Origin of the sequence: Streptomyces sp. NPDC048057, from assembly GCF_040653095.1 — a bacterium.
In the GTDB taxonomy this organism is placed as follows: domain Bacteria; phylum Actinomycetota; class Actinomycetes; order Streptomycetales; family Streptomycetaceae; genus Streptomyces.
The window spans coordinates 1-15581 of the sequence record NZ_JBEZNF010000024.1 but is presented as its reverse complement, the minus strand read 5'-3'; the positions used below and the strand labels follow the sequence as shown (position 1 = coordinate 15581).

Below are 15581 nucleotides of genomic sequence, written 5' to 3'. Positions count from 1 at the left end.
GTCGGACTTTCCCCGGGCACGCAGCACGTACTGCGGACGATCAGGCGCGAGCACCCGCATCGGCGTTCGACGGACACGAAGGAGGTGCCGTAAGTGGGGTCCCCCGAATTCGCGAACGGCACCGTGGTCCGTGACGCCGCCACCAAAAAGGTCGGCGTGGTGATGGACCGGTTCGGGGACCGGTACTGCCTTCGCCCGCACGGCGGGGGAATTGAGTGGTACGCGTCCCGCGACGACCTCAGCGCCATACTGTCCGACGTCCTGCGCCCGGACGTCGCCGAGTTGACGGCGAACAGTCGGAAGGGCGTGTGATGCCGGAAAGCCGCCCGTACGGGAACTGGGCTCCGCACCCCGTCCCTTCCGAGGGAATCACGGTATCGGTCGCATGCGCGCTCAAGGCGCCGGAATGCGGGGAGAAATCGCCCGCCCCCGGCATGGAAGAAGCCGATCACGAACGCGCCGAAGACTGGATGGCGTATCACCTGGAGCAAACGGGGCACGCGCTGTACAAGCGCGTGGTCCACGACACCGTGCAGTGGCGCCCGGACGGACGCACCGCGCAGTGAGACGGCTGGGACAGGCTCTGTTCTTCGGCGCCGTCGGCTTCTGTCTCGGGCTGATGCTCCTCAGCCTGATCAGGCGGTAAGAGACTCCCGCCGCCCGCACACCCGCAAGGGAATCCACGGCGGCGGACCGAGTTCCCCTCCCGGCCGCGAGCCCTGCCCCGGCCGGCCGGAAGGGAAGGGGGAGCGAGCTTGGTCGCCCCGCTCCCCGGCCCCGGTCACCTGCTCACACCGATGGTGACCGGGGCCCTCCCTTACGCTCCCGCGCCGTACGTCCCGAACTCCGGCCGGCCCGTCGACTCGAAGACGTTCACCGTCAGGCCGCCGGGGGTGGTCTCGTGGCTGACGAGGCGGAGGCCGGCGGGGGCGCCGCCGGCGGGGAAGAGGCGGCGGCCCTGGCCGATCACGACCGGGGCGATCGCGAGGCGGAACGTGTCGACCAGGCCCGCGGCCAGCAGGGACTGGGCCAACCGGGCGCTGCCGTGGATCTGGAGTTCCCGGCCGGGCCGCCGCTTCACCTCGGCCACCTGGGCGGGGACGTCGCCGGAGAGGATCGTGGTCGGGTTCCACTCGGCCGTGGTCAGGCTGTGGGAGGCCACGTACTTCGGCAGGCCGTTCAGGATGCTCGCGCCGGGGTGGTCGGTCATCTTCGGCCAGTCCCGCGCGAAGTTCTGGTACGTGCGACGGCCGAAGAGGAACGCGTCCGCCTCGCCGAGCCACCGGGCGGCCAGGCGCTCGAACTCCTCGTCCAGGTGCGGGACGAACCAGCCGCCCGCGGTGAAACCGTCGCTGGTGTCCTCGTCCGGGGACCCCGGCCCCTGGGAGACACCGTCGAGCGTCAGGAACTGCTGCACAACCAGCTTCATGGAGTACCACTCACTTCGGCCGCTGAAAGGACGTCTCTCCCTGGGGACCGCGGGGCGCCCGCAAACTCATCGCCCGCGGCGCTACCGGGCCCGGGACCAGGACCAGGCCGCGATGCCCACGCGGTTCCGCGCCCCCAGTTTCGTCTGGATGTTCGCGACGTGCGTCTTCACCGTGCCCGCCGCGATGAACAGCGCCGCGCCGACCTCCGCGTTCGTCAGGCCCTCGGCCACCAGCCGGGCGATCTCCTCCTCCCGCGCCGTCAACGGGGACACCCCTTCCGAAGGCGCCCCCGCCTCCGGCTCGCCCCCGCTCAACAGCCGCACCGTCAGCTGCGGGCTGATCAGCACGTCCCCTGCCATCGCCGCCCGCACCCCCTCGATCAGCAGCCCGGGGCCCGAGCGCTTCAGCAGGAAGCCGCACGCGCCGTCCCGCAGCGCCGTACGGACGTAGTCGTCGTGGTCGAACGTGGTCACCACCAGCACCCGCACCGGGTCGGCGACCCCGGGGCCGGCCAGCCGACGGGTGACCTCCAGGCCGTCCAGGCCCGGCATGCGGATGTCCGCGACCACCAGGTCCGGGCGCAGTTCGCGCGCCGACGCGACCGCGGCGAGGCCGTCCGCCGCCTCGCCGACCACCGTCATGTCGGGCTGGGAGTCGAGGATCAGCCGGAAGCCGTTGCGTACGTCGTCCTGGTCGTCGGCGAGGAGGATACGGGTGGTCACATCGACTCTTTCCGGTGCGTGGGGAGGGTGTCGGGGAACGTGACGGCCAGCCGCCAGCCCCCGTCCGCGGTCGGGCCGGCGGCGAGGGTGCCGCCGGCGGCCATGGCGTGTTCGGTGAGCGCGGGGATGCCGAGGCCGCCGCTGCCGCGCGCCCGGCGCGACAGCAGCGGCCTTCGACCACCCGCACCAAGGTCGTTGGTGACGCTGACCTCGACCGCTGCGGCCGTACGGTCGACCCGTACGTCCACCCGACGCGCACCGGGCGCGTGCCGGCGCACGTTCGTCAGCGCCTCCACCACCACGCGGTACGCGACCGCGCCCGTCTCCCGCGGCAGGGCGTCGACCGCGGCCGGCGACACCTCCAGGCGGGCGTCCGGGCCGCCCGGCGCGCCGAACTCCGACACCAGCGCGGGCAGCGCGTCGAGCCCGGGGAGCGCCGCCCGCGCGGCGGTGTCGTCGTCTCCGTCGCCGTCGCCGAGCATCGCGACCGTACGGTCCATCGCCGCCAGTGCGCTCAGCCCGGCGCGCTCGATGCGCTCCAACGCGGGCACCGCCTGCGCGGGGTCGCTCGCCGCGACGAACAGCGCCGCCTGCGCCTGCACCACGATCCCGCTGATGTCGTGCGCCACGAAGTCGTGCAGGTCGCGCGAGAGCTGGAGCTGCTGGGCGCGCCGGGCGCGGGCGACCTCGGCCGCGCGCCGCTGGGCCGCCAGCCGCGGGTACGTGCCCGTCGCCACCGCGCCCGCCACCGGCAACAGCCAGAACGCCGCGGCGCCCGCCCGCTCCAGGAACGACCCCTCGATCAGGGCCGCGGGCCACACCGCCACCGCGATCCCGGCGAGCGCGACCGCGTACCGCCGTTCCCGCAGCGGCGACCAGCGGACCACGGCCACGATCAACAACAGCAGTACGCCGGCCTCCACCAGGCCCCAGTAACCCCGGGCCTCCTCGGGCGGGCCGGCACCCACGGCGACGGCGGACGCGACGGTGGCGGCCAGCGAGGCCAGGGCGCAGCCCGCGGTCGGGAGCGCGAGCCGGGTCCGTACGTCCCGGTCCGTACGCGACCGCAGCAGCGCCCACGCGACGACCACCGTGCCCGCCACCGCGGGCAGGGCGCTGACCGCGCTCCACGGCGCTGCGCCGGCAGCCGACTCCATGGGTCCCCCCGATCCCCTGTGCGTGATCATCAGCGTACGGGGGCGGGCCGCGGTCAGCGGATCCCCCGATCGGCAGAGCGCATCCACCGGAGGCACCCGTTCTTTCTGCCGATCGGTGGATGGTCGTGGACGGGGACGGACGGCGAGGCTGGTGATCGTTCGAGCGGCGCTCCGAGCACCGCCACCACCAGCACGTTCTTCCGACAGGGGGCAGTCATGCGCTTCACCGCCACCACCCGCACCGTCGCCACCCTCGGCGCCGCCACCGCGCTGCTCGCCGGCATCGCCACCGCCACCACCGCGCACGCCGGGCCGGCACAGACGACGAAGCCCCAACAGTGGGAGCCGCAGAAGTGGGAGCCCCAGAAGGCGGACGAGGTCGCGAGCGTCCGCGGCTCGGCGCAGATCTTCTACGCGTACTCCGCCAACGACACCATCCGCTTCACGGTCGACGCGAAGGCCGCCCCCTTCACCAACCCGATCCCCGGCGCGCCCAAGGGCCTGCCGACCGACGCCGGCGGCACCCTCAAGTTCAGCCACTACGACCCGGACACCGACCGGACCGGGTGGGCGATGGCCGACGTGGACTGCCTGGTCACGGGCGGCAAGACGGCCACGCTCTCCGCGGTCGTCCGCAAGTCCAACACCGGCGAGGACGGCAAGCGCATCGGCATCAGCATCCAGCAGGGCGAGAAGGGCCGGCCGGACCGGCTCGGCTTCAGCTGGGGCGTCGTCAACGTCGGCGGCGTCCCGAACGGCGGCGTCGGCACCTGCCTCGCCCCCGCGCCCTTCGCTCCCGTCGTCAAGGGCGGGTACAAGGTCGTCCACACCGACCTGCCCCCGCTGCCGGCCGGCGCGATCCCGACGCCCAAGCGCTAGCCCGCGCGTGCGCCTTCGCGGGAGGCCGCCCTCAGGGCCCTCGCACCCCAGCTGCCCCTCGCCGTTCCCCTGCCGGACCACTGCCTCCTGCGGCCCGGTGGGTGGCTTGTCGCGCAGTTCCCCGCGCCCCTGTCTCGCTGCCCCCGTCACTCGCCTGCGGGCCGGTCTGGGGTTTTAGGAGCGCGAGGAACTACGCGAACAACCCCCACCGGCCGGTAGAGAGCGACACGCCCGCAGGGGAACGGCGGAGGCTTTCAGGGGCGCGGGGAACTGCGCGACAAGCCCACCACCGGGCCGCAGAGACCAACACGCCCGCAGGGGCACGGCGGGTATGTCAGGGGCGCTGGCCCCTACGGGCGGAACCGTGCGAGCAGCCCACCACCAAGCCGCGGGCGGCATAGCACCAGCCAGGGCCGGCATCATCAGCCCGCCCTACGGAGGATCCGCAGGGCCCGCCTCCAGTGGCGGCGCACCCACCCCGCAGTTCACCTTGCACTGCGGATGCGCGCACGGGCGCGCCGGGCGGCGGATCCAGATCGCCGCCACCGCCGCGCCCACCACCAGCACCCCCGCACAGATCGGCATCGCCTTGTCGAACGTCGCGTTGAACTCGGTCGCCGAGCGGTACGCCTCCGGGCCCATGCCCACCAGCAGCGGCAGCGCCGCCACCGCCAGCAGCCCGGCCGCGCGGGCGGCGGCGTTGTTGATGCCGCTGGCGATGCCCGCCCGGCTGGTGGGCACGGACGCCAGCACCGTCGCGGTCAGCGGCGCCACCAGCGTCACCATGCCCAGCCCCATCACCAGCAGCGCCGGCAGCACGTCCCGCACGTACGCGGCGTGCGGACCGACCCGCAGCATCAGCAGCATGCCCGCGGCACACAGCAGCGGGCCCACCGTCAGCGGGATCCGCGGGCCGATGCGCTGGGCCAGTTCCCCGGAGCGCGCGGAGAACAGCAGCATCAGCACCGTCGTCGGCAGCAGCGCCAGACCGGCCTGGAGCGCCGAGTAGCCGGACACCACCTGGAGCTGGAGCGCGGCGAGGAAGAAGAAGCCGCCGAACGCCGCGTACACGCACAGCGTCACCACGTTCACCACGGAGAACATCCGCGACGTGAAGATCGACAGCGGCATCATCGGGTCCGGGGTGCGCCGTTCCACCCGGACGAAGGCGAGCGCCACCAGGACGCCGAGCACCCCGGGCCACCACACGGCCGCGATCAGCGCGTACGTCACCAGGGTGAGTGCACCGGCGCCCAGCACCGCGCCGAGGACGTCGAAGCGCCCGCGCTCCCGGGCCTCGGGGTCACGCGACTCGGGCACGTGCCGCAGGGCGATCGGTACGCACAGCGCCGCGAGCGGCACGTTGATCAGGAACACCCAGCGCCAGCCGGGCCCGTCCACCAGCCAGCCGCCGACGAACGGCCCGATCGCCGCGCCCACGCCGCCGAAGCCGGACCAGAGGCCGACCGCGCGCGCCCGGTCGTCGGGGTGGAAGCTGGCCTGGATGATCGCCAGCGAGCCGGGGGTGAGCAGTGCGCCGCCGATGCCCTGGAGGGCGCGCGCCACGATCAGCGAGATGCCGTTCGGCGCGAGCCCGCACAGCAGCGAACCCAGCGCGAACCACACCACGCCGATGACGAAGACCTTCCGCCGCCCGTAGCGGTCGCCGAGCGAGCCGCCCAGCAGGATCAGGCCCGCCAGGGTGAGCATGTACGCGTTGACGGTCCACTGGAGGGTGGCCAGGTCGGCGTTCAGGTCGTCGCCGATGTGCGGCAGGGCGACGTTCACGACGGTGGAGTCCAGCAGCGCCATGGTGGAGCCGAGGACGGTCGTCAGGACCACCCAGCGGCCCGTGGGCGAGGCCAGCCGGATGCCGCCGACACCGTCCGCGCCCGCGCCGGTGTCGGGACCCTCGCCCCGGCCCGTGCCCGTATTCGCGTCCGTACCGGCGTCGTCCGCGCTCATGGAACGGATCATCCCAGCGTGCGGGCGCGCGGGCGACCCCACGGACAGCCCCGCCGACGCGCGAGGGCCCGGCGCCCCCGAGGGGAGCACCGGGCCCTGACCCGTAAGAACCCGTACTAAGCAGTACGGAACGGTACGGAACTACTTCAGCTTCGTGCCCGTGGAGCGCAGCGCCCCGCACGCCTCCACGACGCGCTGGGCCATGCTCGCCTCGGCCAGCTTGCCCCAGGTCCGCGGGTCGTACAGCTTCTTGTTGCCGACCTCGCCGTCGACCTTCAGGACGCCGTCGTAGTTCTGGAACATGTGGGCGGCGACCGGACGGGTGAAGGCGTACTGCGTGTCCGTGTCGAGGTTCATCTTCACGACGCCGTTGTCCAGCGCGGTGGCGATCTCCTCGGCCGTGGAGCCGGAGCCGCCGTGGAAGACGAAGTCGAACGGCGCGACCTTGCCGTACTTCTCGCCGACGCCCTGCTGGAGGTCCTTGAGCAGCTCGGGACGGAGGACGACGTTGCCCGGCTTGTAGACGCCGTGCACGTTGCCGAAGGACGCGGCCAGCAGGTAGCGGCCCTTCTCGCCCAGGCCGAGCGCCTCGGCGGTGCGCAGCGCGTCGTCGACGGTGGTGTACAGCTCGTCGTTGATCTCGTGCGTGACGCCGTCCTCCTCGCCGCCGGTCGGGGTGATCTCGACCTCAAGGATGATCTTGGCGGCGGCGGCCTGCGGCAGCAGCTCCTGCGCGATGGACAGGTTGTCGGCCAGGTTCTCCGCGGAACCGTCCCACATGTGCGACTGGAAGAGCGGGTTCCGCCCGGCCGCGACGCGCTCGGCGGAGATCGCGACCAGCGGGCGGACGTACGTGTCCAGCTTGTCCTTCGGGCAGTGGTCCGTGTGCAGCGCGATGTTGACGTCGTACTTCGCGGCGACGATGTGCGCGAACTCGGCGAGGGCGACCGCGCCCGTGACCATGTCCTTGCTGTGCTGACCGCCCAGGAACTCCGCACCGCCGGTGGAGATCTGGACGATGCCGTCGCTCTCGGCCTCCGCGAAGCCGCGCAGCGCGGCGTGGAGGGTCTGGGAGGAGGTCACGTTGATGGCCGGGTAGGCGAACTTGCCTGCCTTCGCCCGGTCGAGCATCTCGTTGTAGACCTCGGGGGTTGCGATGGGCATCTGTCCGCTCCTTGTGATCTGCGGTTCGGCGGTTTCGGCGATATGCCAGGGCCCTGACCTTGGGGCGACGTCATCGTCGGCCCCCATCTTTCCAGACTCCCGACGGGAGATGTCTGCCCGGTCTGGGGCCTGTCTTATGGATCAGGCTGGGTGAGTGAGCGGGGTCTGGTGCCGTGGATCGCAAGGCGGAGGAGGGAGTCAATGCGGTGGGGGTACCGCCCGTGCCCGCAGGGCACAGGGGGCTATTGGCGACCGACGACAACGCGGCGAGGTGCGGTGCCAGGGCACGCGAGCCCAGCAAGATCCATAAGACAGGCCCCAGGGGCATACGTACGAGCTGGCAGGGGCCCAAAAGAGCAGCCCGGCCCGGGCCCGGGCGCCGGCGCGCGCCGACCCGTGCGAGCCCCCGTCCGTCAGCTCAGGCCCAGCTCGTCCAGGGAGTACGCGAAGAGGTACGGCACCCCCGCCGTCGAGCTGATCTTCTCGCCCGCGCCCGTGGCCCGGTCCACGATCGTCGCCACCGCGACCACCTCGCCGCCGGCCTCGCGCACCGCCTCCACCGCGGTCAGCGGGGAGCCGCCGGTGGTGGAGGTGTCCTCCACGACCAGGCAGCGCCGGCCCTTGATGTCGGGTCCCTCGACGCGCCGCTGCATGCCGTGCGCCTTGGCCGCCTTGCGCACGACGAAGGCGTCCACGCGCCGCCCGTCGGCCGCGGCGGCGTGCAGGACCGCGGCGGCGACGGGGTCGGCGCCGAGGGTGAGCCCGCCGACGCAGTCGAAGTCGAGTTCGGCGGTGAGGTCGGACATGACCCGGCCGACCAGCGGGGCCGCGGCGCCGTCGAGCGTGATCCGGCGAAGGTCCACGTAGTAGTCGGCCTCGATGCCCGAGGAGAGGGTCACCTTGCCGTGCACCACGGCCTTGTCCTTGATCTGCTGGAGCAGGTCAGCGCGTACGTCAGTCATGTTCACGAGCTTATGTCGTGCCCCGGGGTGCTCAGGGCTCACCGCTCACGGGGTGCGCCAGGTCCAGGTGGTGGAGACCTCCAGCGGGTCGATCGGGGTGACCAGCCGCGGGAGGGTGTTCAGCCCGTTCGGCGGCCCGGACTGCGGCTCGACGCAGACGGCCTCGGCCTGCTCGTCGTACACGACGACCCACTCGGCGCGGCTGGTGACCTTCAGCTCCAGCTGTCCGGGCCAGGTCAGGGTGACGTCCACCCCGTCGGGCATGCCGAAGCAGTCGTCCCAGGGGCCCGGCTTCGGGTCGATGCGCCGCCCGGTCGGCAGGTGGTCGTCGCCGCGCTCCTCCTGCCACGCCGCGTCGAAGCCGATCCGGACGTCGGCGCCGCCGATGGTGCGCAGGAACCAGGGGTGCCAGCCGGCCTGCGCCGGGAAGGAGTCCTCGTACGCCTCCACCCCGAGGGTGAGCGTCAGCGCGGTCTCCGTCAGCTCGAAGAGCTGCGTGACGCGCCCCGGGGACGGCCAGGGCGCCGCCAGCTCGTAGGTGAACGCGGCCTCGGCGTCCCCGGCCCGCCGCGTCCGCCAGGCGGTGTCGCGGCCGGTGCCGTGGATGGCGTGGGGCTCGGCGTTGATCGGCAGCTCGTGCAGGTCGGCGCCGTTGCGGAAGCGCCCGTGATCGACGCGCCCGCACCAGGGCACCATCGGGAACGAGCCGTACCGCTCGCCCTGTCGCAGCACTTCGGTCCCACCGATGGTGAGACCGGCGATGCGGCAGCCGTTGCGGGGGTCGATGGTCAACTGGGCGTCGCCGGCGGTGAGCCGGACGTGATCTTCACTGCGGGTCACGTGGGAGGTCACGTGGGAGACAGTACGCCTGTGCCCGAACGCTCCTGCCTCGGGGCGAAGGGCAGACGGGGCGGGGCTGCCTGAGTAGGCTCGGTTTCCATGGACCACGAGGTGTTCGTTCCGGTTCCGGTAGAGACCGTGCGCCAGACGCTCGGGGACCCCGCACGGGTCGCCCGGTGCGTCCCCGGGCTCCAGCGGAGCGCCGCCGACGGCCCGCTGGCCGGCCGGCTCAAGGTGCGGATCGGCAACCACAGCATCACCTACCGCGGCACGCTGCGGATCTCCGAGGTCGACGGGGTGTTCGCGGTCGACGCGGAAGGCACGGAGGTACGGGGTACGGGCTCGGCCGCGGTGGCGCTGACGATCCGCACCACCGCGGCGGCCGAGGGCGGTACGACGCTGGGCTTCTCCGGCACGGCGCACGGCGAGGGCCGCCTGACGGAACTGCCGGAGTCCGCGACCGTGCAGGCGGCGCACCGTCTGCTGGACCGTTTCGCCGAACGGTTGGCCGAGGTGGCGGCGGAGCCGCCGGAGCCGGCTGGCGGCGTGTTCGACACGGCGGTGCCGCCGTCGTCCCTGGGCAGGGAGTCGGACGATGGCTTCGCCGACGCCGACGCCGATACCGACGACGCCGAGGGCTTGGAGGGCCTCGACGACATCGAGTCGCTCGGTGACTTCGGCGACGTGGACGACGTCTCCGAGGAGCCGCCGGCGGAGGCCGCCCACGCGCGCCGCACGATGATCGGCCGCAGCGCGGAAGAGGTCGACCACGCCCCGCCCCGGGGCCGCTACGCCCCCCAACCGGCCCCCGACGCCGGCGCCCCCACCCTCCCCCTCCGCTGGCTGGCCCCCGCGGCGGCGCTGGCAGTGGTCTCGGCGGTGGCGGTCTCCCGCGCCCTCCGCCGCCGCAAGTAGCCTCCCGCAGGGCCAGCCACCCACCACCGGGTCGCCCCGGAGTACCCCTGACGTTTTCGCCGTTTCCCTGTGGGCGCGTTGGTCTCCGCGGCCCGGTGGTGGGCTGTTCGCGCAGTTCCTCCCCCTGTGCCCTGCGTGCACGGGGGCACCCCCACCTACGCCCGGAGGGCGTGGGGACCCCCAGCGCCCCTGAAGACCCCGATCCTCCGCAGACCGCGAATGGTGCCGGCAGTACTGCGAGAAGGCGGTCCGCAGACGACTGATGAGGGTAGCGAAACAGGGGCGCTGGGGGTACCTCCCATGCCCTCCGGGCATAGGGGGCGGAACTGCGCGACCAGCCACCCACCGGGCCACGGAGACCAACGCACCCGCAGGGAAACGGCGAGTACGTCAGGGGCGCTGGGAACTGCGCGAGCAACCGTCCACCAGGCCACGGAGACCAACGCACCCGCAGGGAAACGGCGCGGGTGCGAGGGGGCACGCGGCAGCGGGACGCGCAGGCCGCGCCCCGCTCACTCGTAGCGCGGATGCACCAGCGTCGAGGGGGGCACGCCCGTCACGCGTGTCGCCTCCGCCGCCTCCGCGTCCACCGCCAGGACCTCACCCGTCAACGACCTCAGCGGCGGCGCGTCCGACGGCAGGTCCAGGTGGGGCGCCGAGCCGGGGGACGCCAGGAGGAGGCCCCAGTCCTCCGGCGCGGACTCCGCGCCCAGCGCGTCGAAGTGCTCGTTCAGCTCGCCCTCGGGCGCCGAACCGTCCGTGGACACCGGACCCGCCCGGTACGGACTCGTCCCGTACCCCGCAGCCCGCAGCGTCGCCTCCACCGTCCAGTACGTCTCCCCGCGGCCCTCCAACGGGCCGGCGTGCACCACCAGTCGGCCCTCGGGCGCCAGGATGCCCGCGACGAGTCCGTAGAACTCCAGCGAGTAGAACTTCGCGCCCTCCGTCGCCCCGGGGTCCGGGAGGTCCGCGATCACCACGTCGTACGCCCCGGGGACCGCCCGCCCGGGATCCCGCAGCCAGGCGAAGGCGTCCTCGTGGACGACCCGTACGCGCGGGTCGCCGTACGCGTGGTCGTTCAGGTCGGACAGCGCGGGGTCGGTGCGGGCCAGGTCGACGACGCCGGGGTCCAGCTCGACGACGGTCACCGAGTCCACGTCCGCGTACCGCAGCACCTCGCGCGCCGCGAGCCCGTCGCCGCCGCCGAGGATCAGCACGCGCGCGTGCGGGCCGAGCATCGCGGGGTGCACCAGCGCTTCGTGGTACAGGTACTCGTCGCGCCCGCTGACCCGGAGGCGGCCGTCGAGGAAGAGGTCGGGCGGCTCGGAGCCCTCGCCGGTGAGGACGACCTCCTGGACGTCGGTCTGCACGGCGACCCGGACCCGGTCGCCGTACACCGCCTCGCGCGCGGCCCGTTCGAAGTCGTCGACCAGCACCGCCGCGGTGCCCAGCAGGAGCAGCACCAGGCCGTTGGCGACCAGCAGCCAGCGGCGGGAGCGCACGGTCAGCTCGCGGCGGAAGAGACCGAGGACCAGCAGCCCGCCCGCGACCGCGTTCACCGCGCCCGTGAGCAGGCCGCTGCTGATCTGCCCGAGCCAGGGCAACAGCAGGAAGGGGAAGGCGAGTCCACCGACGAGCGCGCCCACGTAGTCCGCCGCGAACAGGTCCGCGACGGTGCCCTCCGCGTCGCGCCGCGAGATGCGTTGGATCAGGGACATCAGCAACGGGATCTCCGCGCCGATCAGGACGCCGATGGCGAGCGAGAACGCCACCAGGACCGTGTGCGACTCGCCGAGCCAGGCGAAGGACGCGTACAGCACCATCGCCGAGCAGCCGCCGATCGCCGCGAGCGCCAACTCCAGCACCCCGAAGCCGAAGGCGGCCCGGCAGCGCAGGTGTTTGGCGAGCAGGGAGCCGACGCCCATCGCGAAGACCATCAGGGAGAGCACGACGGACGCCTGGGTGACCGAGTCGCCGATCAGATACGAAGCGAGGGCGACGAGCTCCAACTCGTACACCAAACCGCAGGCGGCGCAGATGAAGACCACCAGCAGCACCAGGAACCGGCCCGCGCCCGGGCGCACCGGCAGGGGCAGCGCGCCCGGTGGCGGAGACAGCAACGGCGGGTGGTCGATCATGCAGTAACGCTACGTCACGCTCTGCACACATCTTGTCACCCACACGTGTGCACCTGGCGCGCACACGGCGACGGCCCCTTTCGCGCCCCCCGCGGGACGTGTAAGGGGACGCGCGCGCCGCGCACGGGCCGCCTGCGGATGCGTCCCGAGCGCCGCGGACGCACGCCGTCGCGCGGGGAGACGGCCGACGGGAGGACGGACGAAACCGCGTGAACTGACGAGGACTTGGGCGGTGCAGTGCGTACGACGAGGGCGCACGGCAGTGCAACGAGGGCGCGGACGCGGCCGGTTCAGCGCACGAGGCATGACGGGCGCGCCGCGAACGGCCGGGCGCTCCCGGCGGCTACAGCAGCACCTGCTCGGGACAACAGGACACCCCTGCGCCCCGGGTGACCGCGGCGACGGCGCCCACGCGGGTGCGCGTCACCACCAGACGCCCCTCCTGCGGATAGGCGTGCCAGGTGCGCCACAGCACCTGTCGCCCCTGCCGCTGGGCCATCATCGCGGTGAAGGCGTGCGGGTCCCCCGGAAACGTTCCGGCGAGGGAGTGCGGATGGTCGGCGACCAGGGCCAGCAGCTCCTGGGCGCGCCCGGCGAACGAGCCCTGGGACAGGGTCTCCACGCGGGCGGCGAACTCGTACTCCCAGTCCCCGAGCTTCTTGGACACCCCCAGCGGGAGGGGCGTGCTGCTGCCGGGCATGCAGGCCACGGTCTCGGAGCAGGTGCCCTGCTCCTCCTCCAGCAGCACCTGGTGGGAGGCGCCGAGCAGCCTGAGTTGGAGCTTCGCTCCGGAGAGTTCGAGGTCGAGGACGGCGAGGGCGGGCAGGGGCTCCCTGTCGAGCGCCCACGCCAGGTCGTCTGCACGGGTGTCGGTGTAGGCGGTATGGAGGGTCGTGAGCATGGATGGGCTCCGCAAGCACGCTTCGGCGGTGGATACGTGGACCTGAAGGCGCCCCTGGGCGGCGGTGATGTACGGAAGGGGGGCGCCTGCTTGGGCTCTAGACCGCGGCTGGCCTAGGGCTTGTCGCCCGGAGTGGGACCGTTCCAACAGGTTCCGTCGTCAACGGAATCATGAAACACGCGGGGCTGACAGTGATTTTTCCCCAAGTTGGCGGGGTTTCCATCTTCGGGGGTGCGTTGCGGTTCACCTGTTCAACAAAATCCGCACAAGGTAGCGAGAAACGGGTCGCGCCAGATCGGGTCGCGCCCCCGGGACCGGCACCTGGCGGGAGTCGTGCGCCCCGCCAGGTGCCCCTGCACCGCGGATCGGCTGCCCCGTGTCAGCCGCTTCCGCCGCCGTGCCCCCGGCACGGCGAATGACGTCAGCTGCCCCCTCCGCCGCAGCCGCCGCCACAACTGCTGCCGCCGCCCCCGCAGCTGCTTCCACCGTCGACACCACCACCGCCACCGCCGCCGCCCGACCCCCACGAGCGACGGCCGCGGTGCCGCCCGGGCACCCCGCCGGCCCGACGCCGCGCGCCGACGATGGCCGCGGCCAACGCCCCCACGAACACGAACAGCACGATCGTCATGATCAGCTCGAACGCCATGCTTCCCCCCGGGTTCTCCCCCGTCCTACGCGCCCCGACCCTCGGTCGCCCCGGAAACTCCTTCGTCACCGGGCGGGACGCCTTGCGAGTGGGGGATGCCCCTCGCCACTCCCGGCGAAAGCAGACTTGAGCAAGTCCAGAGGTTCCACCCAGGATGGCGCCATGGCGACCATGGACGAAGGCACTGCCGCAGCGGCCGGCGACGGCGCGGGACCTCCGCGCCGAGCAGGCCGACCGCTGCTGAACCGCCGGCTCGCGGAGTTCGGCACCACGATCTTCGCCGAGATGTCGGCGCTGGCGACCGAGACCGGCGCGATCAACCTCGGCCAGGGCTTCCCCGACACCGACGGCCCCGAGTCGGTGCGCGAAGCGGCGGTGCGCGCGGTGCGCGACGGCCGCGGCAACCAGTACCCGCCCGGCCCCGGCGTCCCCGAACTGCGCACCGCCATCGCCGACCACCAGCGCACCCGCTACGGCCTGGACCACGACCCCGACACCGAGGTCCTGGTCACCACGGGCGCCACGGAGGCCATCGCGGCGGCACTGCTCGCGCTCGTCGAACCGGGCGACGAGGTCATCGCGTTGGAGCCGTACTACGACTCGTACGCGGCGTGCGTCGCGATGGCCGGCGGACGCCGCGTCCCGGTCACCCTCCGCCCCCGCGACGGCGCGTACCACCTCGACCTCGACGAGCTGCGGGACGCGGTGACCGACCGCACCCGGCTCATCCTCCTCAACTCCCCCCACAACCCCACCGGCACGGTCCTCTCCCGCGCGGAACTCGCGGCGGTCGCGGAGCTGGCGGTGGAACGCGACCTGCTCGTCGTCACCGACGAGGTGTACGAGCACCTCGTCTTCGACGGCGAACACCTCCCCGTCGCCACCTTCCCCGGCATGCGCGAACGCACCCTCACCATCAGCAGCGCCGGCAAGACGTTCTCCCTGACGGGCTGGAAGGTCGGTTGGGTGACCGGCGCGCCGGCGCTGGTGAGCGCGGTGCGCTCGGCGAAGCAGTTCCTGACGTACGTCTCGGCGGGCCCCTTCCAGTACGCGATCGCCGAAGCGCTCCGGCTGCCGTCGGCCTACTTCGACGACCTGCGGTCGCAGCTGCGGGCCGGCCGCGACCTCCTGACGGACGGCCTCGCCGACGTCGGCTTCGAGGTGTACCGCCCGGCGGGCACGTACTTCGTGACGACGGACATCCGCCCGCTGGGAGCGGTCGACGGCGTCGCGTTCTGCCGGGAGCTGCCGCGCAGGTGCGGCGTGGTGGCGATCCCCAACGCGGTCTTCTACGACCACGCGGACGCGGGCGCGCCCTTCATCCGCTTCGCCTTCTGCAAGCAGGAGCCGGTCCTGAGAGAAGCCGTCTCCCGCCTGAAGCTCCTCCGGAGCGGTTAGCCGGGGCACGCGCCGCTCCCCTCTGAGTGCGTTGGGCACTGCGGCCCGGTGATCGGTTCTCGCGCAGTTCCTCCCCCTAACACCCAGAGGGTGTGGGGCCCCCACCTGTGCCCTGCGGGCACGGGGCCCCAGCGCCCCTGACATGCCCGCCGTTTCCCTGCGGGGGCATTGGTCTCCGCGGATCGTGGTGGGCTTGTCGCGCAGTTCCCCGCGCCCCTGAACCCCTGCGCCAGCAGGCTGTCGGTTGGCTGCGGGAGCGTCCGTGTTTGCTGGCGCACCATGCACAGTCCGCAGACGAACGGGGGTTTCAGGGGCGCTGGGGGTCCCCCCGTGCCCGCAGGGCACAGGTGGGGATCCCCCACACCCTCTGGGCTTGATCCTTAACATCGGGCTTGATTTCGTTCGGTTAGTGTCGCGGGGCGTTTGACGGTTTTGCCCACGTCCTGGTGGGTGGCGGGGTG

At 72.8% G+C, this 15581-nt stretch carries 15 protein-coding genes; 5 read left to right on the top strand and 10 right to left on the bottom strand.

The genetic code is table 11. From position 1 onward, the window contains the following. Positions 1 to 93 precede the first annotated feature (93 nt). Positions 94 to 312, top strand: coding sequence for a hypothetical protein (locus AB0E05_RS26320; RefSeq protein WP_361967736.1), 219 nt, complete (start codon positions 94 to 96; stop codon positions 310 to 312). After that, positions 312 to 566, top strand: coding sequence for a hypothetical protein (locus AB0E05_RS26315; protein ID WP_361967734.1), 255 nt, complete (start codon positions 312 to 314; stop codon positions 564 to 566). Before AB0E05_RS26320 ends, AB0E05_RS26315 begins: the two co-directional genes overlap by 1 nt. A 251-nt stretch (positions 567 to 817) precedes the next feature. Here AB0E05_RS26315 and AB0E05_RS26310 read toward each other — a convergent pair whose 3' ends face one another. The 3 genes from AB0E05_RS26310 to AB0E05_RS26300 form a co-directional block, all read right to left on the bottom strand. Then, a complete protein-coding gene (locus tag AB0E05_RS26310; protein ID WP_361967732.1) occupies positions 818 to 1429 on the bottom strand; it encodes a dihydrofolate reductase family protein in 612 nt (203 codons plus the stop codon). Positions 1430 to 1510: 81 nt separating this feature from the next. Then, positions 1511 to 2152, bottom strand: a complete 642-nt coding sequence (locus AB0E05_RS26305; protein ID WP_361967730.1) for a response regulator transcription factor — start codon at positions 2150 to 2152, stop codon at positions 1511 to 1513. Beyond that, positions 2149 to 3309: a histidine kinase gene (locus AB0E05_RS26300; RefSeq protein WP_361967728.1), complete on the bottom strand. Its 1161-nt coding sequence runs from the start codon at positions 3307 to 3309 to the stop codon at positions 2149 to 2151. Before AB0E05_RS26300 ends, AB0E05_RS26305 begins: the two co-directional genes overlap by 4 nt. 216 nt (positions 3310 to 3525) lie before the next feature. Between AB0E05_RS26300 and AB0E05_RS26295 the strand changes: the two genes are divergently transcribed. After that, positions 3526 to 4188, top strand: a complete 663-nt coding sequence (locus tag AB0E05_RS26295) for a hypothetical protein (protein ID WP_361967726.1) — start codon at positions 3526 to 3528, stop codon at positions 4186 to 4188. A gap of 432 nt (positions 4189 to 4620) precedes the next feature. On the opposite strand, the gene AB0E05_RS26290 is transcribed toward AB0E05_RS26295, so the two are convergent. The 4 genes from AB0E05_RS26290 to AB0E05_RS26275 form a co-directional block, all read right to left on the bottom strand. Further along, positions 4621 to 6153 (bottom strand): MFS transporter, encoded by a 1533-nt coding sequence (locus tag AB0E05_RS26290; RefSeq protein ID WP_361967724.1) that lies wholly within the window; start codon positions 6151 to 6153, stop codon positions 4621 to 4623. A 141-nt stretch (positions 6154 to 6294) separates the two neighbouring features. Continuing rightward, the gene (fbaA, locus tag AB0E05_RS26285) at positions 6295 to 7404 is read right to left on the bottom strand and encodes a class II fructose-bisphosphate aldolase (protein ID WP_361967722.1); all 1110 of its coding nucleotides are present in this window, start codon (positions 7402 to 7404) and stop codon (positions 6295 to 6297) included. Positions 7405 to 7730: 326 nt separating this feature from the next. Beyond that, entirely contained in the window at positions 7731 to 8279 is a 549-nt protein-coding gene (pyrE, locus tag AB0E05_RS26280) for an orotate phosphoribosyltransferase (RefSeq protein ID WP_361967720.1), read from the bottom strand. A 45-nt stretch (positions 8280 to 8324) separates the two neighbouring features. Next, positions 8325 to 9131, bottom strand: a complete 807-nt coding sequence (locus AB0E05_RS26275) for an aldose 1-epimerase (RefSeq protein ID WP_361967718.1) — start codon at positions 9129 to 9131, stop codon at positions 8325 to 8327. Positions 9132 to 9218: 87 nt separating this feature from the next. Between AB0E05_RS26275 and AB0E05_RS26270 the strand changes: the two genes are divergently transcribed. After that, on the top strand, positions 9219 to 10034 hold the full coding sequence (locus tag AB0E05_RS26270; protein ID WP_361967716.1) for an SRPBCC domain-containing protein: 816 nt from the start codon (positions 9219 to 9221) through the stop codon (positions 10032 to 10034). A 512-nt stretch (positions 10035 to 10546) separates the two neighbouring features. On the opposite strand, the gene AB0E05_RS26265 is transcribed toward AB0E05_RS26270, so the two are convergent. The 3 genes from AB0E05_RS26265 to AB0E05_RS26255 all read right to left on the bottom strand — a co-directional run bounded on the left by AB0E05_RS26265 (position 10547) and on the right by AB0E05_RS26255 (position 13722). Next, positions 10547 to 12172 (bottom strand): polyamine aminopropyltransferase, encoded by a 1626-nt coding sequence (locus AB0E05_RS26265; RefSeq protein WP_361967714.1) that lies wholly within the window; start codon positions 12170 to 12172, stop codon positions 10547 to 10549. A gap of 343 nt (positions 12173 to 12515) precedes the next feature. Further along, complete coding sequence (locus tag AB0E05_RS26260) at positions 12516 to 13073, bottom strand: DUF2617 family protein (RefSeq protein WP_361967712.1); 558 nt, start codon at positions 13071 to 13073, stop codon at positions 12516 to 12518. 421 nt (positions 13074 to 13494) lie between these two features. Beyond that, the gene (locus AB0E05_RS26255) at positions 13495 to 13722 is read right to left on the bottom strand and encodes a hypothetical protein (protein WP_361967710.1); all 228 of its coding nucleotides are present in this window, start codon (positions 13720 to 13722) and stop codon (positions 13495 to 13497) included. Between the two features lie 171 nt (positions 13723 to 13893). On the opposite strand from AB0E05_RS26255, the gene AB0E05_RS26250 reads away from it, so the two are divergent. Next, positions 13894 to 15120, top strand: coding sequence for a pyridoxal phosphate-dependent aminotransferase (locus AB0E05_RS26250; RefSeq protein ID WP_361967939.1), 1227 nt, complete (start codon positions 13894 to 13896; stop codon positions 15118 to 15120). Positions 15121 to 15581 lie beyond the last annotated feature (461 nt).